This window comes from Halomonas sp. H10-9-1, from assembly GCF_040147005.1.
In the GTDB taxonomy this organism is placed as follows: domain Bacteria; phylum Pseudomonadota; class Gammaproteobacteria; order Pseudomonadales; family Halomonadaceae; genus Halomonas.
This window is the reverse complement of sequence record NZ_JAMSHO010000001.1, coordinates 3,315,162-3,338,001: the sequence shown is the minus strand read 5'-3', so window position 1 is coordinate 3,338,001 and position 22,840 is coordinate 3,315,162. Positions and strand designations below refer to the sequence as shown.

Below are 22,840 nucleotides of genomic sequence, written 5' to 3'. Positions count from 1 at the left end.
GTCTTAGAGGCCACCCACCTATACTGACGACGCGTCTCGGTAGGAAGCAGCCAATGAATTTCGAACGTGTCGTCTTCGGTTTGTTCATCATCCTCACCCTGAGCCTCAATGCCGCCTTCGTTGCGCATGGCCTCGAGGCGGCAGCGCATCATAATGTGTGGATTCTCACCCTTGCCATCATCGCCAACCTGGTGGCGATCGGCCTGAAGCTGGGGGATCGCTCCGAGACCGGCGCCTTGCTGTTGGCATCCGGGCTGGTAGCGGGGGCCTTGCTGATCACGGCGCGTATCATCTGGATCGTCACGGTGCCCAGTGGCTGGGGCGTGCCGGAAGCGGGTGCGATGGCCGATATCATCTCGATCGCCAGGGGGGCGCTGGTGGCGAATATCATCGCAACGGCGATCCTGGTCGGCGATACGCTGTTATCGCGGCGCTAGTTGAGCGAACGAGCCGATGACGACCACTTCCGATCTCGACCGTGTAGGAATGATCCTGCTGCGCTACATGCGCCGGCCGCTGTTCGTGCTGCTCTTCGTCTATTCGTTGGGGATCATCGGCATGGTCCTGATGCCGGGGCGGGTCGTCGATGGTGAAACGACCCATATGGACCTCTTCCACGCCTTCTACTTCTTTACCTATACGGCGACCACGACCGGCTTTGGCGAACTACCCAACGGTTTCAGCGATGAACAGCGCCTGTGGACGATCTTCTGCCTCTATACCGGTGCCATCGCCTGGTTCTATGCGATTGGGTCGCTGATCAACCTGGTTCAGAACCCTCACTTCATCCAGTCAATGGATGGCTTCCGGTTCGCGCGCAAGGTCAGGCGTAACGCGGAGCCTTTCGTCATCCTGTGCGGTTTCGGTGATGCCGGCAGCCTGCTTGCCCGGGGGCTGAGCGACCATCGCATGCGAGCGGTGATTCTCGATGTCGACCCGGAGCGCATCAAGGCGCTGGGGGTACGCGACTACACGGTGGCGATGCCGGGGCTCTGCGCGGATGCCGGTGCACCCAAGCATCTTCTGGCGGCGGGTGTCGAGCACCCCGCCTGTCGAGCCCTGGTGACATTGACCAATGATGACGACACCAATCTCAAGATTGCGGTGATGGCACGGCACCTGAACCCGAGGCTTCAGGTCATCTGCCGTTCCACATCGACGCGTCATGGCGGCACGCTACAAGCGCTGGACAATGTCACGGTGGTCGATCCCTTCGCGATCTTCGCGCAGCTTCTCTACTGGGTGATCGCACGCTCCGAACTGCATAACCTCAATGCATGGTTCGTCGGCGCCCCCGGCGTGACGCTCGGCAGCCCGTTGCGGGTGCCCCAGGGGGAGTGGATCCTGTGCGGGTTCGGCCGAATGGGCCACCGAATCCATCGTTGTCTTCACGACCATGGCATCGGCGTCCGCGTTATCGACCCAGGCGAGGAGGGTGAGGCAACCGAGACAGAGGGGGACCCGGTGTTGGCCCAGGCCGACCACTCGGCGCTGGAGGCGGCCGGGATCGGAGACGCTGCCGGTATCGTTGCCGCGATGAATCGCGATGCCGACAATCTCAGTACGCTGCTGTCGGTCAATGAGCTCAATCCCGATGTATTCCGCATCGTGCGTCAGAACAGCCATGAGAATCAGGTAGTCTTCGATGCCGCCAGGACCGATCTGGTCCTTCAGCACAGCCTGACGACGGCGCGCCGTATCCTGAAGCTGCTGATCTCGCCGCTGATCCAGGAGTTGATCGACTGGCTGGCGCAGCGGGAGCCGAACCAGACGGAGGCACTGGTGGCTCGACTGCAGGTGGCCGTCGGTGACGAACCCCCACACCTGTGGTCGGTCAGACTGAACCCGGACGAGGCGCCGGCCGTGACTCGACTCCTGAGCGAGGAGGGCGTGGTCACGCCCGGGGCCCTGTGTCGCGATGCGCGCGCCTTCTCACAAGCGCTACCGTGCGAAATGCTGGCCATTCGCCGTGAGGGGCAGTCGATCATGCTACCGGACGCCGACTTTCCCCTCGCGGCGGGGGATGAGCTGCTCTTCTGCGGAGTCCAGGCGGCGGAGCCCATGCTGCAGGCGACGCTCCATAATCCCTATACGCTTCATTATGTGCTGACGGGGGTCGATCCACCGCGTGGCTATGTGTTCACATGGTTTGCCGATAGGTTTGGGGAGCGTTGCCGTGATAACACGTCGAACAGCCGGCACCCTCGAACATGACGCCCGAGGCTTGCACAGGGGCGGTATGGTTCACACAGGTGGTGGCGTTGGCCTGGCGCGCGTTTTCCAGGTCAGTGTCGACTAGCATGAAGCAAGGCCCGGAGCGGTCGTTTCCTGATCGATGATCCCTCCGGTGAGATTCACACCCAGCAGGCGAGGTACAGCATGAAGCAGGACACCCTCTGGTCGCTGGCCGGTTCCGCCGCGGCGGTGGCGGCCAGCATGATGGCCCGCAAGGCGGCGGACAAGGCCTACCAGAAAGAGGTTGGCGAAACCCCACCCGAAAACCCCGATGAGCCTGATGTGGAGTGGCGCCAGGCCCTGCTGTGAGGCGCCGCCACCGGCGTGCTGGTGGGAGTCGCCCGGGTGGTGGGCAGACGCGCCGGGCGCGAGGTCATGCACAGGGCGCCTCGTGCCGGCAAGAAGGGGGGAGTGTTGCCCCGGCTGAAGCGGTAGCACGGGTCGAGGTGCTAGGGGGAGCGGAGCATGCACAGGTCCGCCCAGGCGCCCCGCCTTGAGCAACGGTTGCTAGCGATCAGTTCAGGGCTTCACCGCCTGGCTATCGCGAAAGAGAAAGTAGTCAAGAGCATCGTCGTCTTCGAGGGTCGTGGCCTGAAAGAGCATCTCCTTGATGTTCTCCAGGTGTTGCCACATCGCCTGCATGGCGCCCATCGAGTCGCGACGGATCAGGGCCTTGAGGATGGCGTCGTGATCGTCACACCAGCTATCGAGGGATTCTCGGTTGTCGATACGATCATGAAGCTTCTGCCAAAGAGGATTCTTGTCGCGCTGGTACCAAAGCTTTTCAACGAGATAGACCAGCACCGCGTTCTGGGTGGCCCGGGCAATTTGGATGTGAAACTGCCTGTCCCACTCGGAGTCTTGGTAGCGCCCTTCGGCGCGTCCCTGGCGGCTGATCTCCATCAGCTCGAGGATGTCGTTCTTGGTGATCTGGGCGGCGGCGAAGCCGGCGATCTGGCTCTCGATGACCTGGCGCGCCTGAAGCATCTCGAAGGGGCCGGCACTCAGCGCCTCTTCCTCTTCTTCCTGAATCGACGATGCCGGAGAAGTAGGCGCTCCGGCCAGAGAAGAGAGGACATAGATACCCGACCCCTTGCGCACCTCCACCAGGCCCTCCAGTTCCAGCATGATCAGGGCCTCGCGCACCACCGTGCGGCTGATATCGAGCTCCTCGGCGATGTCGCGCTCAGCTGGCAGTCGTTCTCCGACACGGTACTGGCCGTCGAGGATACGCTCCCTGAGCTTGATCCCGACCTTCTGGTAAAGGCGTTTGGGTTCGGGGGGCATCATGGCTGTGTCCATATGGCTGTGTCCATAGCAAGTCGATTACGATCGTTTCGGATGTCACGCTAGCCCCAGAATCCTCGGCAGCAGCAGGCTCAGCGAGGGCAGGAAGGTGACAGCCAGAAGCATGGCGATCAGCGCCAGGTAGAAGGGCATCAGGGGCTTGATAAGGTGTTGAATCTTTACGCCCGATACGGAGCAGCCTACGAACAGAGCACTGCCTACCGGCGGAGTACATAGGCCAATGCACAGATTGAAGACCATCATGATCCCGAAATGAACCGGGTCTATGCCCAGGTCGGTGGCGACTGGCAGCAGAATGGGTGTAAAAATCAATACCGCAGGGGTCATGTCCATAAACACCCCCACAATGAGGAGTGTCAGGGTGATCATCAGCAGAATGATAATCGGGTTTTCCGAAATGCCTAGTAGAAAATTACTGATTGCGAATGGGATGCCCGCATTGGTCATTGCCCAGGACATACCAGTGGAGAAGCCGACAAGCAGCAGCACAATGGAGCTGGTGACCACGGATTCCAGAATCAGGGAAGGCAGCTGACGTATGCTGACTTGACGATAGACCAGCACCGATAAAATGAAAGTATAGACAACGGCGATGGCCGAGGCTTCGGTAGCCGTGAAGATGCCCCCTAGAATGCCGCCTATGACGATGACGATCATCATTAGGCTCGGAATAGCGTCCAGCACCGCCTTGAGGACATGAGCCCGCGTTGGCTTGGTTTCTACGGGATAATTACGACGTTTGGCAATGATGCCGGCGGTCACCATGACCGCCAGCCCCATCAGGATGCCGGGGATATAGCCGGCCACGAAGAGTGCCGCTACTGAGACGCCGCCGGCGCTCAGTGAGTAGACGATTAACACATTGGAAGGAGGGATGAGCAGTCCCGATATGCAGGATGAGACGTTGATGGCGGTGGAGTAGGCTGGGTCATAGCCGGCCTTCTTCTGTATGGGGGCCAGGGTGCCGCCGACGGCGGCGGCAGACGCTACGGCAGAGCCTGAAATCGACCCGAACAGCATGTTGGAGAGCACATTCACATGCCCGAGGGAGCCTGGGAGCCGGCCGCCGAGCACCAGTGCCAGGTTGATCAGGCGCATGGCGATTCCGCCATTGCTCATAAGGGTGCCTGCCAGAATGAAGAAGGGGATCGCCAGAAGCGAGAAACTGTCCAAACCGGCAGCGAGCCGCTGGGCGACAACGCCGATGGCGATGTCGGTGGGCATCATCATAGCGATCGAAATGACCGTGGCGATGCCGATAGAAAAGGATACGGGAATGCCCAGAAAGACCAGAAGCAGAAAACTCCCGAACAGGGCGATAGCGACATTGGCGTCCATCAGAGGCTCTCCTTCCGGGAATCATCTGGATTGGATGAATGGAAGCACTTTATGGCATTGTCGATAATAAAGAGAGCGCTATAGTAGATCATGAAGATTCCACTGATAGGCAAAGCGAGATAGACATAGCCCATGGGTATCCGCATAACCGCCGATACCTGTCCACGCATCAATACCTTGTCGACGAGCTCGATGCCGCCCTGCAGAACCACGACATAGGCGAATATCAGGATGGCAAGATTTACCAGGATCTCGATCACATGTCGTGGGCGACCCTTGAGACTTCCTGAGAACAGGTCGATGGAGAGGTGGCGCTGCAGGCCTACCGTATAGGCGCCGCCGAGCAGTCCGACCCACATCATCAGGAAGCGGGCTGCCTCGCTGGTAAAGGTACTGGGAGCGTTGAGAACATACCGGCTAAAGACTTGCCAGACGACACAGACCACCAGAGCGGACATCACCAGGATGCAGAAGGTACCGATGGCAAGATCCGGGGGGCGCTTCCAGGATGCGATATTCATTGGGAGTCTCTCGGGGTTCATGACGGCAGAAATGACACAGGGGCGAGTCTAGACTCGCCCCTGTCACTAGCGATCCTCGGGTTATTCACCGGCGGTGAGGATACGGTCGAGCAGGCCTCCGTGCTGAGTATTCGCACGGAAGTCGTCGAGCATCGGCGCGACGGCCTCCTGGAAGGGGGTCTTGTCGACCTCCACGAATGTCGCGCCCATCTCAACGGCCTGGGAGCGCGCCTCGGCATCCACCTCGTCCCACAGTTTCTGTTGGTAGGCCTCGGAGCTAGCCACCGCCTGCATCAGAAGCTCGGTCTGTTCCTCGTCGAGGCTGGCCAGCGTGCTGGTAGAGATCAAAAGGAAGTCGGGCACCGAGGTATGCTCATCTTCCGAGAAGTAGCCGGCCTGCTCCAGGTGGCGGGTCTGCACATAGGAAGGCACGTTGTTCTCGGCCCCGTCGACCACGCCCTGCTGCAGAGCGGTATAGACCTCGCCGAAAGGAATCGGCGTCGCCGAGGCACCGAGCAGCTCCATCATGCGGATGGTGGTCGGGCTATCCTGAACGCGGATTTTCATGCCCTGGAGGTCGGCAGGGCTTTCGATCGGCTTGTCTGCATAGAAGCTGCGGTTGCCCGCTACATAGGCGCCGATGGCAACGAACCCTTTGTCCTCGGTAGACGCCATGATCTCATCACCGATTTCGCCGTAGACCACCTCGTTGAAATGCGCCTGATCGTTGAACAGGTAGGGTAGGTTGAACACCGAGTAGACGTCAGCGAAGGGTTCCAATGCACTGCCGGACCCCTTTGTCATGTCCAGGGCGCCGTTCTGCATCAGTTCGGTGGTCTCGCGCTGACTACCCATCTGGCTGTTGGGGAAGATACGCACGGTCATGGCGCCGTCAGACAGCTTCTCGAGCTCCTCCGCCATATGTGCAAAGGCGCGATGCACCACATGAGAGGTGTCCAGGTTATGGGCAAGACGCAGGTTCGCTGACTCCACGGCCAGGGCCTGGCCGGCAGCGATCGTAAGCGGCAGGGCGAGCAGCGCCTGCTTGAAGCGTGATGATTGGGCCATGTGTTCCTCTCTCGTTTCTTGTCGTGGCTGGGCAAGAGCTCCGCCGCTGCGTGAGGTGGAGGCCTACCCCTGTGAGTAATCGGACTGCCCAAATCATGGAAAGGGACAGCGATGCATAAAGTGGGCTAACCAGTTATCGGTGAAAATACGACTTTAGCCTATATTTGGTGAACCGATGTTGACAACTGGTTTGACCAAAATGAGTATGCCAGCATAATCCACCATCCTGACGAAAGTGGTTAGTCACGGGTGAGTGATCCATCACGAAACACCAAGGTGCTAAGTCATGAGCCAGTTCCTGACGGACGACTTCCTGCTCGATACCGAGATGGCGCGCCGCCTCTATCATGGCCATGCCGCCGAGCAGCCCATCTTCGACTACCACTGCCATCTGCCACCGGCCGATATCGCCAATGATCACCGCTTCGCAAACCTCACCGAGGTCTGGCTGAAGGGTGATCACTACAAGTGGCGGGCACTACGCTGGAATGGTGTGGCAGAGCGTCTGATCACCGGTGATGCCAGCGACCTTGACAAATTCAGAGCCTGGGCGGCCACCGTGCCTCAGACGTTGGGCAACCCGCTTTACCACTGGACGCACCTTGAGTTGCGTCGGCCGTTCGGTATCACCGATACCCTGCTGTCGAGCGAGACCGCCGATGACATCTGGGCGCGGGGCAACGCCCTGCTGGCCGAGCCCGGGTTCTCGGCCCGTGGCATTCTCGAGCAGATGAACGTTCGCATGGTGGGTACCACCGACGATCCCGCCGACGACCTGCGCCATCATGCGGCGATCGCCGCCGATGAAAGCTTCGACGTCAAGGTGCTGCCTAGCTTCCGTCCCGACCGTGCCTTCAAGCTGCAGGCCGAGGGCTATGTCGAGTACCTGGACAAGCTGGGCCGTGCCGCCGACGTCGAGATCACCGATATGGCTTCGCTCTATCGGGCGCTGGAGAAGCGGTTGGACCACTTCGCCGCTCACGGCTGCAGGATCGCCGACCATGGCCTCGACCAGGTGGTCTACGGCGAGGCCAGCGAGCAGGAGTTGAACGCCATCCTGCAGAGGCGCCTGGCGGGCCAGCTACCCAGCGATATGGAGCAGGCCCAGTTCACCACCGCCGTGCTGGTCTATCTGGGGCGCGAGTATCACCGCCGCGACTGGGCACAGCAGTACCACATGGGCGCGCTGCGCAATAACAGCACGCGGGGCTTTAGCGGCCTCGGCCCGGATACCGGCTTCGACTCGGTCGGTGATCGCGCCATCGCCGAGCCGCTGTCGCGCCTGCTCGACGCCCAGGACCGCGACGGCCGGCTGCCGCGCACCGTGCTCTACTGCCTCAACCCTACCCACAACGAGGTGCTGGCGACCATGGCCGGCAACTTCCAGGGTGGCGGCATTCCCGGCAAGGTGCAGTTCGGCTCTGGCTGGTGGTTCAATGACCAGCTCGATGGCATGCAGCGCCAGATGACCCAGCTGGCCCAGCTCGGCCTGCTGTCGCGCTTCGTCGGTATGCTCACCGACTCGCGCAGCTTCCTCTCCTTCACGCGCCATGAGTACTTCCGTCGACTGTTGTGCCGGATGATCGGCCGTTGGGCTTCCGAGGGGGAAGTCCCCAACGACGAGGCGCTGCTCGGCGAGATGGTGCGCAATATCTGCTTCGACAATGCGCGCTGCTACTTCGATATCTCGGTATAACCGCAGAAGGAGACCGGCATGACTGAACCGACACGCGTGTCCGCCGCTGCAGCGGGCAAGGTCGCCATCGTCCACCTGGGTCTGGGGGCCTTCCATCGTGCCCATCAGGCGGTCTACCTGGAGCGCTACCGCCAGCGCAGCGGTGACGCCGGATGGGGCGTTAGCAGCGCCAACCTGCGCTCGAGTGTCGGGCTGGTCGACGCCCTGCGTGAAGCAGATTACCGCTACCACGTGGCCGAGTATGCCGACAGCGAGACCGTCACCCTGCGTGAGGTGGGGGTGGTGGAGGAGACGCTATTCAGTGGCCGGAGTGAGGATGGCCGCTGGGGGCGCGACCTGGAGGCCCTGCTGGCGCGCCTGGCCGCGCCCGAGACGCGCATCGTCACCCTGACCGTCACCGAGAAGGGCTACTTCCTGAGCCCGGCCAGCGGTGAGCTGCTCGCCGACGACCCGATGATCGCCGCGGATATCGAAGCTCCCGAGGCTCCGCGCACCGCGCTCGGGATCCTGGTGGAGGCGCTGCGCCGACGGCGTGAGGCAGGAGTACCGGCGTTCACGGTGCTCTCCTGTGACAACATGCCCGACAACGGCAAGCGCACCCGGCGTGCAGTCATTCAGCTGGCCGAACGGCGTGATGCCGCCCTGGCCGAGTGGATCGCCGCCGAAGTGGCCTTCCCCTGCAGCATGGTCGACCGTATCGTGCCGGCGATGACCGAGGCCGACTTCGCGCGACTCAAGGCGCTGGGTGTCGACGATCCCAATGCGGTGGTGTGCGAGGCCTTCACCCAGTGGGTGGTCGAGGACAGCTTTCCCCAGGGTCGCCCGGCCTGGGAGCTGGACGGCGTGGAGATGGTCGCCGATGTGGCGCCCTTCGAGACCATGAAATTGCGCATGCTCAACGGCAGCCACTCGTTGCTGGCCTATCTGGGGGCGCTGGCCGGCATCGAGACGGTGTTCGAGGCGGTGAGTCGCGATGATCTGCGGGAGCTGCTGCGCCGCTATATGCTGGAGGAGGCCGCGCCGACCCTGGCAATGCCCGATGGAATCGACCTGACCGCCTACGCCGACCAGCTGCTGGTGCGCTTCGCCAACGACAGCCTGCGTCACCGGCTCCAGCAGATCGCCATGGACGGCAGCCAGAAGCTGCCTCAGCGCTGGCTCCAGGGCGCCTTGAGTCGACTCGAGGCGGGGCACGCCGTGCCCGGCACAGCCCTGGGCATGGCCGCCTGGATCCGCTACACCGCCGGGCATGACCTGCAGGGCCAGCATTACTCCGTTGACGACCCTCTGGCCCCACGTTTCGCCCCCCTGCATGAGCGGCATGGTACGGACCCCGAGGCACTGGTGGTGGCGTTCCTGTCCATGGACGATGTGGTTCCCCCGGCGCTGGCCATGCGGACCGACTTCACCGAGGCGGTCGTCGCTGCCTATCACACCCTGACACACGATGGCCTGGCCGGGGCGCTCGATGCCCTGAGTCGCGGCTAATACGAGGAGAGATTCCATGGAACATACCTGGCGCTGGTTCGGGCCGAAGGATCCCATTCGCCTGGAGGAAGTTCGCCAGACCGGGGCCACCGGCATCGTGACGGCACTGCATGAGGTGCCCAATGACCAGGTGTGGTCGGTCGAGGCGATTCGTGAGCGTAAGGCGGTGATCGAGGCCGCCGGGCTCAGCTGGTCGGTGGTGGAGAGCGTGCCCGTACATGAGGCAGTCAAGAAGGGCCTGCCGGCGCGTGACGAGCTGATTGCCACCTACTGTGAGACCCTGCGCAACCTGGCCGCCTGCGGCATCGATACCGTCTGCTACAACTTCATGCCGGTACTCGACTGGACCCGTACGGATCTGACCTGGGCGCTGCCGGACGGCGCCCTGGCGCTGCGCTTCGATCAGGTGGCCTTTGCCGCCTTCGATCTCTATCTGCTGCAGCGCCCTGGCGCGGAGGCGGAGTACACCGGTGCCGAGAAGAAAGAGGCCCGAGCCTATCTCGATGGACTGGATGCGCCCGGCCGGGACAAGCTGGTCAATACCCTGATCGCCGGCCTGCCCGGGGCCGAGGAGCACTACACCCTGGAGCGGTTCCGTGACGTGCTGGCCGAGTATGCCGAGATCGATGCCGAACGGCTGCGTGAGCACCTGGGATACTTCCTGCGTGCCGTGATTCCGGTGGCGGAAGAGGTGGGTATCCGCATGGCCATCCATCCCGACGATCCGCCTCGGCCTCTGCTGGGATTGCCGCGGGTCGTCTCCACCGCCGACGATGCCCAGTGGATCCTCGACGCCGTCCCCAGCCCGGCCAACGGCCTGACACTGTGTACCGGCTCCTATGGCGTGCGTGAAGACAATGACCTGGCGGACATGGCGAGGCGTTTCGGGCCGAAGATCTACTTCACCCATCTGCGCTCGACCCAGCGAGAGCAGGACCCGCGCTCCTTCCATGAGGCGCCGCACCTCGATGGGGATGTGGATATGGTGGCGGTGATTCAGGCGCTGGTCGAGGAGGAGCGTCGCCGTGAGCGAGAGGGTGGGCCGCGCCTGCCGCTGCGTCCCGACCATGGCCACCATATTCTCGATGACCAGCACCGTGATACGGCGCCTGGCTACCCGCTCTATGGTCGACTGCGTGGCCTGGCGGAGTTGCGCGGTGTCGAGGCGGCGGTGCGTCGCCTGGCTTGATTTTTCACCGTTACCCATCAGGAAGATACGGCCCCTCCGAGCCCACGGCGGGGCCGTTGTGTTCATGTCGAGGTGGTGCCCTACCGGCACGAGGAGAGAGTCAGTAATGAGAGAAATGGAACTGCGCTGCGACAAGGGGCTCGTCGAGACCGGCTCGGCGCTGCTGACGGGCGTCAGCCTCCCGGCGGCGGTGATTCATGAGGCGCCCCTGGCCCATAACCTGATCTGGATGCAGCGCTTCGCCGAGGCCCATGGTGCCCGACTGGCACCCCACGGCAAGACCACCATGAGCCCGACGCTGTTCCGGCGCCAGCTCGAGACCGGCGCCTGGGGCATTACCCTGGCCACCGCACCCCAGTGTCGAGCCGCCTTCGCCCATGGGGTGACGCGACTGCTGATGGCCAACCAGCTGGTGGGAGAGGCCAATATGGCCATGGTGGCGGGGCTGATCCAGGCCGGGGCGGAGTTCTACTGCGTGGTGGACAGCAGCGACAACGTGGGCCAGCTGGGGCGCTTCTTCGCCGATCGGGGCCTGCACCTCAATGTGCTGATCGAGCTCGGTGTGCCCGGCGGGCGCTGTGGCTGCCGCACTACCGCCCAGGTCGAGGCGCTGGTGGCGGCGATCGCCGAGCAGCCCGCCCTGCGCCTGGTCGGCATAGAGGGCTATGAGGGTCTGATCGCCGGCGGCGACGAGGTCGCGGCGGTGCGTGCCTATGGGGAGCGGCTGGTCGAGACCGTCAAGGTACTGCACGGCAGCGGGGTGCTGGCAAGCGAGGCGCCCATCGTCACCGCGGCGGGCTCCCGGTGGTTCGATCTGATTGCCCAGGCCTTCGACGAGGCGGAGTTGAGGGAACACTACACACCGGTGCTGCGGCCGGGGTGCTATGTGGTGCATGACCACAGGCTCTATGCCGACGCCATGGCCGAGGTGAAGGCGCGCGACCCGCACCTCCAGGGCGAGCTGCAGCCGGCGCTGGAGGTGTTCGCCCATGTGCAGTCACTGCCCGAGCCGGGGCTGGCCATCGTGGGCCTGGGCAAGCGTGATATCGGTCACGAGCCCGACATGCCGCTGCCGTTGCGGCACTATCCGCGCGACACGCTCGCCACGGGGAGCGGGGCGGTGACTGCGCCCGGGAGCTGGCGCGCCACGCATATCATGGATCAGCACCTCTTCCTGACGATTCCCGAGGATGCCGAGCTCGCGGTCGGTGATGTGATCGCCTTCGGTACCTCCCACCCCTGCCTGACCTTCGACAAGTGGCGTCACTTGCTGCTGGTGGACGAGGCGTTGACGGTCACGGAGTCCGTGGCGACCTGCTTCTAGGCGGCTCAGGGCCCCGCCATCCGCTCTTCAGCTGTCTGCCACCTGGGGCCGGTGAGCAGTGCCGGACAGGACCTCAAGGATATCCGGCAGCTCCTCGGCGCGTTGGATGGCCAGCGCGCCATCCGGCGTCCTCTCCTCCGTCGGGAAGCGGTTGAGGTGGATGACCCGCATGCCGGCCGCGAGGCCCGCCGCTACCCCCACCGCGGCGTCATCGATCACCACGCAGCGCTCGGAGGGATGACCCATGGACTCGGCAGCCTTGAGATATAGCCCAGGGTCGGGCTTCCAGACGTTCAGGGTGTAGGCGCTGAAGAGGTTGTCGCCGAAGTGGGGAGCCAGGCCGCTACTCTCCATGGCACAGCGGATCTTTCGCTCTGGGCCATTGGAAACTACCGCCTTGGGGTGATCGACCAGCGCCTCCAGGGCCCGCGGCATCCCCTCGATAGGCCGCAACTCGGCACGCATGCGTCGCTCCATCAGAGCGCGCATCTCGCCTTCCAGTATCGGAAAGGCGCCTTCGTCCAGGGCACCGTGGCGCTCTTCCAGGGCCTCGATGATGGTCTGGAAACGCACTCCGCGGAACGCGTCCAGATACTGTCGGGCAGAGAAGGGCAGGCCGAAGGTCGGCAGGATTTCCCCCATCACCTGGGCAAGCAGGATCTCACTGTCGACCAGGGTGTCGTCGGAGTCGAAAAGCAGGCAGAGCGGTGGGGTCATGCGGGCCTCCAGGCATCCTCGTTGACCAGGCTGATGGGACGCTGCCCCTGTAGGGCCCGGCTGATGTTGTCCACGGCACGCTGTGCCATGGCATCCCGGGTCTCGCGAGTCGCGGAGCCGATATGCGGCAGGGCGACCACGTTGGGCATATGGGGCAGGGGGGACTCGGGGGAGAGCGGCTCCTGCTCGAAGACATCGAGCCCGGCGGCACGCACCTGGCCCTTCTCCAGTGCCGCGATCAGGTCCGCCTCTCGTACCACTCGGCCGCGGGCAATATTGACGAAGATCGCCGAGGGCTTCATCAGGTTGAATTCTCGAGCGCCGATCAGGTGTTCGGTCTCGGCGGTCAAGGGGACGGTCACACAGATGATATCCGCCTCTTCGAGTAGCGCGTCCATCTCACGACGCTCGGCCCCCAGCTCCTGCTCCAGGGCTGGCTTTGGGGAGGCGTTGGAGTAGAGCACGCGCATGCCAAATCCCAGGGCTCCGCGGCGCGCGACAGCGGCGCCGATGCGGCCGAAACCGATCATGCCCAGCGTCTTGCCGTGCACGTCGCTGCCGAACTGTGCCTCGCCGATACTGGCCTGCCAGTCGCCGCGTCTGACGAAGTCGGCCAGCTCGACGACGCGGCGAGATGCCGCCAGGATCAGCGCGAAGCCGGTATCCGCCGTGGTCTCGGTGAGCACATCGGGCGTGTTGCAGAGCAGGATGCCGCGCCGTGTCAGCTCCTCTACCGGGATGCCGTCGTAGCCCACCGAGATGGTGGCGACCGCCTCGAGGTTCGGTGCGGCATCGAGCCATTCGGGGGTGATCGCGAGACCGCTGCCGATCAGACCATGGACCCTGGGCAGGGCGGCAAGGAAGGCGGGATCCTCGGCTGGGCTATCGCCCTGGCAGACGTGAACCTCGAAGCGTTCGGCGAGCTGTGCCAGCTGGGCGTGTGTCAGGCGGCCATGGACCAGGATATGTTTCTTCATGCTTCACTCTCCTTGAGGTAGAGGCTTATGGAGACGATAGCGCGGGAAGGCCGGCCTCCATGGCCGTGAGCTGTTCGCGGCTCGGCAGGCCCTCCATATCGCCCACTACCTGTACCGCCAGTGATCCGATCAGGTTGCCACGCCTTGCGGCCTCTTGAGGCGAGCGACCGTCGAGCAGGGCACTGACCACGCCGACGGCGAAGCCGTCGCCGGCACCCACGGTGTCGATCACCTCTGCCACCTTGAATCCGGGGATGGTGGCGCTGGCCTCCTCTCCGCCGAGGCTGCCGCGATAGTAACTGCCTTGAGGGCCCAGCTTGATGATCACGGCCTTGGCGCCCCGCTCGAGATAGTAGTCGGCGATGGCCTCGGGAGTGTCGAGGCCCGTCAGCAGGCGTCCCTCCGCAAGTCCCGGCAGCACCCAGTCGCTCTGCGCGGCCAGTGAATTGAGGGTCTCGCGCATCTCGCTCTCGCTCGTCCACAGGCTGGGACGCAGGTTGGGGTCGAAGGAGATGGTGGCCCCGGCGGCTCGCGCCTGCCCCAGCATGTGGTGGGAGAGCTCCCTTACGCTGGAAGAGAGCGCCGGCGGAATGCCGGTGGCATGCAGGTGGCGCAGCGCCGAGAAATCGATGGCGTCTGCATCGGAAGGCGCTAGCTGGCTGGCGGCACTGCCGCGACGGAAGTAGGCAACCTTCGGGTCGGCACCGCCCTCGGCCCGCTCCTTGAACAGCAGTCCGGTGGGGTGGTCGGCGTCGACGCTCAGATGACGACAGTCGAGCCCCTCGGCCTCCAGGGTGCGCCGGATGAAGGTGCCAAAGTCATCATTGCCGACTCGGCTTAGCCAGCCGACATGGAAGCCAAGGCGAGCCAGGCCGATGGCGACGTTGGTGTCGGCACCGGCAATGCGGCGTTGAAAGCGCTCGGCCTCGGCCAGTCCACCGCTGGTCTCGGCGATAAACATGGTCATCGCCTCGCCAAAGGTGAGGATCTCGGGGTTGGGTGTCGAAGAGTGGCTCATGAGGGGTCTCTTTTGATTCGGGAAGGTTTCCATTGATCGCTGTATCGCTGGCTGTTGGGGGCGTTAGCTGCAGTGGCGTGGAGTCAGCGTCTTGTGGAGCCGCGGGCCATCAGCGTAGGGGGGTGTAGATAGGGTGGTGCCAGAGACGTCCTGCCGGATGTCGGCTCCGCCAGCAGACACTGCAGTGCGGCACGACCGATCGCTTCGGTGGGCTGAGCCAGGGTGGTGATACCGGGCGGTATCAGGGCACACCAATCCAGCTCATCAATGCCGAGAAGACCGATGTCTCCCAGGGTCACGCCGAGCTCCTGTAGGACCCGGGTCACCGCAAGCGTCACCCTGCCGTTGGCACAGAGCAGGCTTCTGGGTGAGGCGGTCTGGTGGGACAAGAAGTTGCTAATCGCACGATGGAGACAGGCCCCCTCATCCAGCCTCTGGTCATGTATCCAGCCGTTCAAGCCGCGAACCTGGCAGCCACGCTGGAAATGCTTCAGGCGTATCTGCCTTGAACTGGCCTCGGCGGGGGGCTCGCTGATATAGAGCAACGTTCGGTAGCCCTGGGCCTGGAGGTGGTCCAGGGCTATATCAATCGCCATCTGGTTGTCGAGGCCGACCACATCAGCATCGATGCTACCCACGTCACGGTCGAGAAGCACGAGTGGAATGCCCCGTTCGGTTAGCGCTTGCAACTCCTGGTCGGGGCTGCCGGCGGCGTTGATGACCAGCCCCTCGACACGGTAAGAGGCGAGCAGCTCAAGGTGAGCGCGTTCCTGGCTCGGGTCGTTGTCGGTATTGCACACCATCAACGATAGGCCCCGCTCTCGGCAGGCCTGCTCTATGCCATGCATGACGGCCACCGAGAAGGGGTTGCGAATGTCGGCGACCAGCATGCCGACAAGCCCCGAGCTTCCCCCCTTTAATCCACGTGCCATCCGGTTGGGCCGGTAACCCAGACGTTGAGCCGCCATGGCGATGCGCGCCTGCAGCTCAGGCGAAAGGCGCTCGCGCTCGTGGCCGAAGTAGCGAGAGACACTGGTCTTGGAGGCGCGCGCCTCGCGAGCCACATCGAGGATTGTGGAGTTGGAACGTGGGGCTGAGTGCATGGGAGTGGATGTGATAATGGGAACGTTCCCATCCTAGCCGTACTCGGCTCCTGCGGCAAACGTAAACCAAAACGGGCGGCCCTGAGGCCGCCCGTTGATCATGCGAGGTGCGAGGTATGCTTAGCGCACCTTGGGATCCAGCTCGCCACTGGCATAGCGCTCGAACATCGCCTCCAGGTTGATCGGCTTGATCTTGGAGGCGTTGCCGGCGGTGCCGAAGGCCTCGTAGCGATCGATGCACAGATCGCGCATGGCGGTGACGGTCTCCTTGAGGAACTTGCGCGGGTCGAACTCGCTGGGGTTCTCGGCGAGGAAACGGCGCACCGCACCGGTGGAGGCCAGGCGCAGGTCGGTGTCGATGTTGACCTTGCGTACGCCGTGCTTGATGCCCTCGATGATCTCTGCGACGGGCACGCCGTAGGTTTCGGGGATCTCGCCGCCGTGGGCGTTGATCACCTCGAGCCACTCCTGGGGCACCGAGGAGGAGCCGTGCATCACCAGGTGGGTGTCGGGGATGCGGGCGTGGATCTCCTTGATGCGCTGGATGGAGAGGGTGTCGCCGGTGGGCGGCTGGGTGAACTTGTAGGCGCCGTGGCTGGTGCCGATGGCGATGGCCAGGGCGTCCACGCCGGTGGCCTTGACGAAGTCGGCGGCCTCCTCCGGGTCGGTGAGCAGCTGCTCCATGTCGAGCTTGCCCTCGGCGCCGATGCCGTCTTCCTCACCGGCCATGCCGGTCTCCAGGCTACCCAGGCAGCCCAGCTCGCCCTCCACGGAGACGCCGCAGGCGTGGGCCATCTCCACGGTGCGACGGGTGACGTCGACGTTGTAGTCGTAGCTGGTCGGGGTCTTGCCGTCCTCGCCCAGGGAGCCGTCCATCATCACCGAGGAGAAGCCCAGTTGGATGGAGCGTTGGCAGACCGCCGGGCTGGTGCCGTGGTCCTGGTGCATGACCACCGGGATGTGCGGGAACTCCTCCACCGCGGCCAGGATCAGGTGGCGCAGGAAGGGGGCGCCGGCGTACTTGCGGGCGCCGGCGGAGGCCTGGACGATCACCGGAGAGTCGGTGCGATCCGCGGCTTCCATGATGGCCCGCATCTGCTCGAGGTTGTTGACGTTGAAGGCCGGCACGCCGTAGCCATGCTCGGCGGCGTGGTCCAGCAGCTGGCGCATGCTGATCAGTGCCATGTTCTCACCTGTCGTTCGTGGTGGCGGCGGCACCGAGTGGCGCCGCCGCGTGGAGAGTCGTGATCGGGGGTGTCTAGTCTATCAGGCCTGGGCCGCGGCGGCTTCCAGGGCGGCCACCGCCGGCAGGGTCTTGCCTTCGACGTACTCGAGGAAGGCGCCGCCGCCGGTGGAGATGTAGGAGACCTTTTCTGCGATGGCGTACTTGTCGATGGCCGCCAGGGTGTCGCCGCCACCGGCGATGGAGAAGGCCGGGCTCTCGGCGATGGCGCGGGCGATCACCTCGGTGCCGTGGCCGAACTGGTCGATCTCGAACACGCCCACCGGGCCGTTCCACAGGATGGTGCCGGCGTCCTTGAGCATGGCCGCCAGGCGTGCCGCGCTGTCGGGGCCGATATCGAGGATCATCTCGTCGTCGCCCACCTGGTCCACCGGTTTGACGATGGCCTCGGCGGCGTCGGAGAACTCGGTGGCCACCACCACGTCGGAGGGCAGCGGGATCTCGACCTTTGCCATCAGTGCCTTCGCCTGGTCGATCAGGTCGGCCTCATGCAGCGACTTGCCGACATTGTGGCCCGCCGCGGCGATGAAGGTGTTGGCGATGCCGCCGCCGACGATCAGCTGGTCGCACTTCGCGGAGAGAGCGTTGAGGACCTCCAGCTTGGTGGAGACCTTGGAGCCACCGACGATGGCCATCATGGGGCGTGCCGGGGTGGCCAGCGCCTTCTCCAGGGCGTCGAGTTCGGTAGCCAGTAGCGGGCCGGCACAGGCCACGGGGGCGAAGCGTGCCACGCCGTGGGTGGAGGCCTGGGCGCGGTGGGCGGTGCCGAAGGCGTCCATCACGTAGATGTCGCAGAGCGCGGCATACTGCTTCGAGAGCGTCTCGTCGTCCTTCTTTTCGCCCTGGTTGAAGCGCACGTTCTCGAGCAGCGCCACCTCGCCGTCGTCCACCGCGAAGGTGCCGTCGAGATACTCCTCGACCAGGCGCACCGGGCGGCCCAGCAGCTCGCCCAGGCGCTCGGCCACCGGCGCCAGGGAAAACGCCGCGGCGGGCTCGCCCTCGGTGGGGCGTCCCAGGTGGCTCATCAGCAGCACTCGGGCGCCGCCGTCCAGGGCGGCCTGGATGGAGGGCAGGGCCGCGCGCAGTCGGGCGTCGCTGGTCACCTTGCCGTGCTTGACGGGTACGTTGAGGTCCTCGCGGATCAGTACGCGCTTTCCGTTGAGGTCGAGGTCGGTCATCTTGCGCACGTTCATCGGGGCGTGTTCCTCATCTTGGGGAAGCCGGAAGGGGGGCAGGGAGTGTCGAGGGGCATGGCGGCCAGATGCCGGGCGACATCGAGCATACGATTGGCGAAGCCCCACTCGTTGTCGAACCAGCACAGCAGCTTGATCAGGCGGCCGCCGGCCACCCGGGTCTGGGTGGCGTCCACGATACCGGAGCGCGGATCGTGGTTGAAGTCGACCGAGGCCATGGGCTCCTCGGTGTAGCCGAGGAGCCCGGCCAGGCGCCCGCGGCTGGCCTCGGCGAGCAGGGCGTTGACCTCGGCGGCGGTGGTGTCGCGGCGCACCGTGATGGCCAGGTCCATGGCCGAGACGTTGATGGTAGGCACCCTCACGTGCAGGCACTCGAAGCGCCCGGCCAGATGGGGCATCAGGCGGTTGATGCCCCGCGCCAGGCCGGTGTCCACCGGCACGATGGAGTGCATCGCCGAGCGGGTCAGGCGCAGGTCGGTCTGGTGGTAGGCGTCGATCACCGGCTGGTCGTTCATCGCCGAATGGATCGTGGTGGTGACGCCATGCTCGATGCCCAGTGCCTCGTCGAGCACGGTGAGCACCGGTACCAGGCAGTTGGTGGTGCAGGAGGCCGCCGAGACGATGCGCCGGTCAGGCGCCAGTTCGTGGTCATTGATGCCGCTGACGATGGTGGCGTCGACATCGACCTCCGCCGGTTGGGAGAACAGCAGGCGGCCGGCGCCGGCGGCCAGGTGGCGCGCGGCGGTGGCGCGGTCCCGGAAACTGCCGGAACACTCCAGCACCAGGTCGATGCCGAGCTCCGCCCAGGGCAGGCGGTCGGGGTCGGCCTCGTTGAGCACCCGGATCGGCTGGCCGTCGATCACCAGGTGGCCGTCGCGGGCACTCACCTCGCCGGGGAAGCGGCCGTGGGTGGTGTCGTAGCGGGTCAGGTAGGCGATGGTGGCCAGGTCGGAGAGCTCGTTGATCGCCACGATCTCGAGCTCTGGTGCGTGCCCGGGTGTCCCTGCCCGCCGTTGCGCGGCGCCCTGTTGCTCGGCTTTCTGCTGTTCGGCTTTTTGCTGTTCAATCAGGGCGCGCAGCACGCACTGGCCGATGCGGCCGTAACCGTTGATGGCGATGCGATGGGCCATGGCGCTGGGAGTCTCTTCTGCGGGCATCGAGGACCGGCGATTCTAGCGTATTTCAGCCGATGAGTCCCGGCAGGCGCCAGGCCAGCGGCAGCAGCAGGGCGGTGAGGATGCCGGTGAGACTCATGCCCAGGGAGGCGAAGGCGCCGGCGGTAGGACCGATCTCGAAGGCGCGTACCGTGCCCAGGGCGTGGCCGTTGATGCCCAGTGCCAGGCCCAGCAGGCGTTGGTCGTGAATGCCGAGCCAGCGTGCCACCAGGCCGACCGCGCCGATTGCCGCCACGCCGGTGACCAGCAGGCCTCCCATCATCAGCGCCACCGAGCCGCCGAGGCGTTCGGTGATGCCGATGGCGATAGGCGCTGTGACCGACTTGGGAGCCAGCGAGGCGAGGATCTCCGGGGGCGCGCCCAGCAGCCAGGCGATGCCTACCGCATAGAGGGCGGCCATGCCGGCGGCGATAGGTAAGCACAGCAGCAGCGGTCGCCACAGTGCGCGGATATGCCCCATCTGCTGATAGAGCGGCAGGCCCAGCGCCACCGTGGCTGGGCCCAGCAGCAGTGTCATCCAGCCGGCTCCCGTACGATAGTCGGCATAGTCGATGCCGAGCAGCCAGAGCGCGGTGGCCAGCAGCAGGGCGGCCACCAGCAGCGGAGGGCACCAGGCGGGGGCACGCAGGGCACGAAATAGCCGGTCGCCGGTGAAGTAGGCGGCCAGCGTGAGTGCCACGGCGGCGAGGGGGCTGGCCATCAGGTGGTCGATCAGCTCAGGCATCGGGCCGGTCCTCGTCGTGCATCAGGCGGCGCAGCAGCCACAGGGTGGTGAAGACGCTGAGCAGGGTGCTCAGCAGCAGGGCGGCGAGGATCGCGGCCAGCTGGCCGGCCAGCTCGTCGAGCATGAAGAAGATCCCCACCACCCCGGGCATGATCAGTAGCACCAGCACGGCGATCAGCGGTCGGGCCGCGGCGGCGATGTCGTCGAAGCCGCCGCCGTGGAGGACCAGCCAGGCGGTAAGCGCGAGCATGCCGACGACCCCGGCGGAGACGGGCAGGCCGGTGAGGTTGATCAGCATCTCGCCGAGCAGCAGGAAGCCGATCAGCCAGAGGAAACCGCGCAGTGTCGACATGCTGTTCCTTTTGTAAAAGGGGGTAAGAGTGAAGTCAAAAGGGGGCGCGACCACGGTCGCGCCCCCTCTGCATTACACCGGTTCAGTCTCGGTGACCGGCGTCGTACGGGGACTTATTCTTCCAGCAGCTCGCTGGCCTGCTTGACCACGTTCTCCACGGTGAAGCCGAAGTGCTTGAACAGGTCGCTGGCCGGGGCGGATTCGCCGTAGCTCTTCAGGCCGATCACCCGGCCGTCGAGGCCCACGAACTTGTGCCAGTAGTCGGCGTGGCTGGCCTCGATGGCCAGGCGCTTGGTCACGGCCCTGGGCAGCACGCTCTCGCGGTACTCGGCGTCCTGGCCGTTGAAGCGGTAGGTGGAGGGCATGGAGACCACGCGCACGGCCCGACCCTGCTCAGCGAGCTGGGCGGCGGCATCCATGGCCAGGGCGACCTCGGAGCCGGTGGCGATCAGGATCAGCTCGGGGGTGCCTTCGCAGTCCTTCAGCACATAGCCGCCACGCTGGATGTTGGCCAACTGCTGCTTGGTGCGGGTCTGGTGCGGCAGGCCTTGGCGCGAGAGGATCAGGGCGGTGGGGCCCGACTGACGCTTCAGCGCCGCGCCCCAGGAGGCCGCGGTCTCGGCGGCATCGCAGGGGCGCCAGATCAGCAGATTGGGGGTCGAGCGTAGGGCGGTGAGCTGCTCGATCGGCTGGTGAGTGGGACCGTCCTCACCCAGGCCGATGGAGTCGTGGGTGAACACATAGATGGCCTGCTTGCCCATCAGGGCGGCCATGCGCACGGCGTTGCGCATGTACTCCATGAAGATCAGGAAGGTGGCGCCGTAGGGGATGAAGCCGCCATGCAGGGCGATGCCATTCATGATCGCGCCCATGCCGAACTCGCGTACCCCGTAATGCAGATAGTTGCCTCCCGGGGTCTCGGGAGTGATGGCCTGGGCACCGTTCCAGAAGGTCAGGTTGGAGGGGGCCAGGTCGGCGCTGCCACCGAGTAGCTCGGGTAGCGCCGGCCCCAGGGTGTTGAGGCAGTTCAGCGAGGCCTTGCGCGAGGCGATGCTCTCGCCGTCGTCCTGCGCCTTCTGCAGCAGCGCCTCGGTGGGCAGCTCCTGAGGCAGCTTGCTGGCCATGCGCCGCTCGAACTCCGCGGCCAGCTCGGGATAGGCCTCGGCGTAGCGGTCGAAGCGTGCCAGCCAGTCGCTCTGGCGAGCCTGGCCGGCTTCGCTGGCGTCCCAGCCGCGATAGATCTCCTCGGGCACGTGGAAGGGCGCGTGGGGCCAGCCGAGTTGCTGGCGGGCGGCGGCGACTTCGTCATCGCCCAGGGGTGCGCCGTGGCACTCCTCCTTGCCCTGCTTGTTGGGGGCGCCGAAGCCGATCACCGTCTTGCAGATGATCAGGCTGGGCCGCTCGTCCTGGCTGCGGGCCATCTCGATGGCGGCACGGATCTCCTCGGGCTTGTGGCCGTCGACGTTGGGCACCACGTGCCAGCCGTAGGCCTCGAAGCGCTTGGCGGTATCGTCGGTGAACCAGCCCTCGACCTCGCCATCGATGGAGATGCCGTTGTCGTCATAGAAGGCGATCAGCTTGCCGAGCTTCTGGGTGCCGGCCAGGGAGCTCACCTCGTGGGAGATGCCCTCCATCAGGCAGCCGTCACCCAGGAAGCAGTAGGTGTGATGGTCGACGATATCGTGACCGGGGCGGTTGAACTGGGCCGCTAGGGTCTTCTCGGCGAGCGCCATGCCCACGGCGTTGGCCAGGCCCTGGCCCAGTGGGCCGGTGGTGGTCTCGATCCCCGGCGCGTAGCCGTACTCGGGGTGGCCGGCGGTCTTGGAGTGGAGCTGGCGGAAGTTCTGCAACTCCTCGAGGCCGAGCTCGTAGCCGGTGAGGTGCAGCAGGGAGTAGAGCAGCATGGAGCCGTGACCGTTGGAGAGCACGAAGCGGTCACGGTCGGCCCACTTCGGGTCGGCCGGGTTGTGCTTGAGGTAGTCGTTCCACAGCACCTCGGCAATATCGGCCATGCCCATGGGCGCGCCGGGGTGGCCGGAGTTGGCCTTCTGGACGGCATCCATGGTGAGGGCGCGAATGGCATTGGCCAGTTCGAAACGGGACGGCATGGGGTAGCTCCTCGCCTGCGGCATCATATGCGTGCGACCCACGCCATGGGGCGGCGGGGACGG

21 protein-coding genes are annotated in these 22,840 nt (G+C 64.9%); 7 read left to right on the top strand and 14 right to left on the bottom strand.

Features of this window, described 5'->3' with window-relative positions:
- Positions 1-53 precede the first annotated feature (53 nt).
- The 3 genes from NFH66_RS15490 (at position 54) to NFH66_RS15480 (ending at position 2,544) form a co-directional block, all read left to right on the top strand.
- Positions 54-437 (top strand): DUF6394 family protein, encoded by a 384-nt coding sequence (locus tag NFH66_RS15490; RefSeq protein ID WP_349611079.1) that lies wholly within the window; start codon positions 54-56, stop codon positions 435-437.
- Positions 438-453: 16 nt separating this feature from the next.
- Entirely contained in the window at positions 454-2,214 is a 1,761-nt protein-coding gene (locus NFH66_RS15485) for a potassium channel family protein (protein ID WP_349611077.1), read from the top strand.
- Between the two features lie 165 nt (positions 2,215-2,379).
- A complete protein-coding gene (locus tag NFH66_RS15480; RefSeq protein WP_349611075.1) occupies positions 2,380-2,544 on the top strand; it encodes a DUF4235 domain-containing protein in 165 nt (54 codons plus the stop codon).
- A gap of 210 nt (positions 2,545-2,754) precedes the next feature.
- Here the strand turns inward: NFH66_RS15480 and NFH66_RS15475 are convergent, their stop codons facing one another.
- The 4 genes from NFH66_RS15475 to NFH66_RS15460 all read right to left on the bottom strand — a co-directional run bounded on the left by NFH66_RS15475 (position 2,755) and on the right by NFH66_RS15460 (position 6,470).
- On the bottom strand, positions 2,755-3,525 hold the full coding sequence (locus NFH66_RS15475) for a GntR family transcriptional regulator (protein WP_349611073.1): 771 nt from the start codon (positions 3,523-3,525) through the stop codon (positions 2,755-2,757).
- A 54-nt stretch (positions 3,526-3,579) separates the two neighbouring features.
- A complete protein-coding gene (locus NFH66_RS15470) occupies positions 3,580-4,881 on the bottom strand; it encodes a TRAP transporter large permease (RefSeq protein WP_349611071.1) in 1,302 nt (433 codons plus the stop codon).
- Positions 4,881-5,402 carry a TRAP transporter small permease gene (locus NFH66_RS15465; RefSeq protein ID WP_349611070.1) on the bottom strand — a complete coding sequence of 174 codons (522 nt, stop codon included), beginning with the start codon at positions 5,400-5,402 and terminating at the stop codon, positions 4,881-4,883. Before NFH66_RS15465 ends, NFH66_RS15470 begins: the two co-directional genes overlap by 1 nt.
- 81 nt (positions 5,403-5,483) lie before the next feature.
- Positions 5,484-6,470, bottom strand: a complete 987-nt coding sequence (locus NFH66_RS15460) for a TRAP transporter substrate-binding protein (RefSeq protein WP_349611069.1) — start codon at positions 6,468-6,470, stop codon at positions 5,484-5,486.
- Between the two features lie 286 nt (positions 6,471-6,756).
- On the opposite strand from NFH66_RS15460, the gene uxaC reads away from it, so the two are divergent.
- The 4 genes from uxaC (at position 6,757) to NFH66_RS15440 (ending at position 12,167) form a co-directional block, all read left to right on the top strand.
- Positions 6,757-8,166, top strand: a complete 1,410-nt coding sequence (gene uxaC / locus NFH66_RS15455; protein WP_349611067.1) for a glucuronate isomerase — start codon at positions 6,757-6,759, stop codon at positions 8,164-8,166.
- An 18-nt stretch (positions 8,167-8,184) separates the two neighbouring features.
- Positions 8,185-9,654, top strand: a complete 1,470-nt coding sequence (locus tag NFH66_RS15450) for a mannitol dehydrogenase family protein (protein ID WP_349611064.1) — start codon at positions 8,185-8,187, stop codon at positions 9,652-9,654.
- 16 nt (positions 9,655-9,670) lie between these two features.
- Complete coding sequence (gene uxuA, locus NFH66_RS15445) at positions 9,671-10,843, top strand: mannonate dehydratase (protein WP_349611061.1); 1,173 nt, start codon at positions 9,671-9,673, stop codon at positions 10,841-10,843.
- A gap of 106 nt (positions 10,844-10,949) precedes the next feature.
- The gene (locus tag NFH66_RS15440; RefSeq protein ID WP_349611060.1) at positions 10,950-12,167 is read left to right on the top strand and encodes an amino acid deaminase; all 1,218 of its coding nucleotides are present in this window, start codon (positions 10,950-10,952) and stop codon (positions 12,165-12,167) included.
- Between the two features lie 27 nt (positions 12,168-12,194).
- On the opposite strand, the gene NFH66_RS15435 is transcribed toward NFH66_RS15440, so the two are convergent.
- From NFH66_RS15435 to tkt, 10 genes are all read right to left on the bottom strand, one after another.
- The gene (locus tag NFH66_RS15435) at positions 12,195-12,884 is read right to left on the bottom strand and encodes an HAD-IA family hydrolase (RefSeq protein WP_349611059.1); all 690 of its coding nucleotides are present in this window, start codon (positions 12,882-12,884) and stop codon (positions 12,195-12,197) included.
- The gene (locus tag NFH66_RS15430; RefSeq protein WP_349611057.1) at positions 12,881-13,861 is read right to left on the bottom strand and encodes a 2-hydroxyacid dehydrogenase; all 981 of its coding nucleotides are present in this window, start codon (positions 13,859-13,861) and stop codon (positions 12,881-12,883) included. Before NFH66_RS15430 ends, NFH66_RS15435 begins: the two co-directional genes overlap by 4 nt.
- 25 nt (positions 13,862-13,886) lie before the next feature.
- Positions 13,887-14,879 carry a sugar kinase gene (locus NFH66_RS15425; protein ID WP_349611055.1) on the bottom strand — a complete coding sequence of 331 codons (993 nt, stop codon included), beginning with the start codon at positions 14,877-14,879 and terminating at the stop codon, positions 13,887-13,889.
- Positions 14,880-14,962: 83 nt separating this feature from the next.
- Positions 14,963-15,982 carry a LacI family DNA-binding transcriptional regulator gene (locus NFH66_RS15420; protein ID WP_349611054.1) on the bottom strand — a complete coding sequence of 340 codons (1,020 nt, stop codon included), beginning with the start codon at positions 15,980-15,982 and terminating at the stop codon, positions 14,963-14,965.
- 120 nt (positions 15,983-16,102) lie between these two features.
- Positions 16,103-17,167 carry a class II fructose-bisphosphate aldolase gene (gene fba, locus NFH66_RS15415; protein ID WP_349611052.1) on the bottom strand — a complete coding sequence of 355 codons (1,065 nt, stop codon included), beginning with the start codon at positions 17,165-17,167 and terminating at the stop codon, positions 16,103-16,105.
- Positions 17,168-17,248: 81 nt separating this feature from the next.
- Positions 17,249-18,418 (bottom strand): phosphoglycerate kinase, encoded by a 1,170-nt coding sequence (locus NFH66_RS15410; protein WP_349611051.1) that lies wholly within the window; start codon positions 18,416-18,418, stop codon positions 17,249-17,251.
- Positions 18,415-19,548 (bottom strand): type I glyceraldehyde-3-phosphate dehydrogenase, encoded by a 1,134-nt coding sequence (locus tag NFH66_RS15405; RefSeq protein ID WP_349611050.1) that lies wholly within the window; start codon positions 19,546-19,548, stop codon positions 18,415-18,417. Before NFH66_RS15405 ends, NFH66_RS15410 begins: the two co-directional genes overlap by 4 nt.
- Before the next feature lie 52 nt (positions 19,549-19,600).
- A complete protein-coding gene (locus tag NFH66_RS15400; protein ID WP_349611049.1) occupies positions 19,601-20,317 on the bottom strand; it encodes an LrgB family protein in 717 nt (238 codons plus the stop codon).
- Complete coding sequence (locus NFH66_RS15395) at positions 20,310-20,669, bottom strand: CidA/LrgA family protein (protein ID WP_349611047.1); 360 nt, start codon at positions 20,667-20,669, stop codon at positions 20,310-20,312. The genes NFH66_RS15400 and NFH66_RS15395 overlap by 8 nt, the downstream gene beginning before the upstream one ends.
- A 113-nt stretch (positions 20,670-20,782) precedes the next feature.
- Positions 20,783-22,777, bottom strand: a complete 1,995-nt coding sequence (gene tkt / locus NFH66_RS15390) for a transketolase (protein WP_349611046.1) — start codon at positions 22,775-22,777, stop codon at positions 20,783-20,785.
- Positions 22,778-22,840 lie beyond the last annotated feature (63 nt).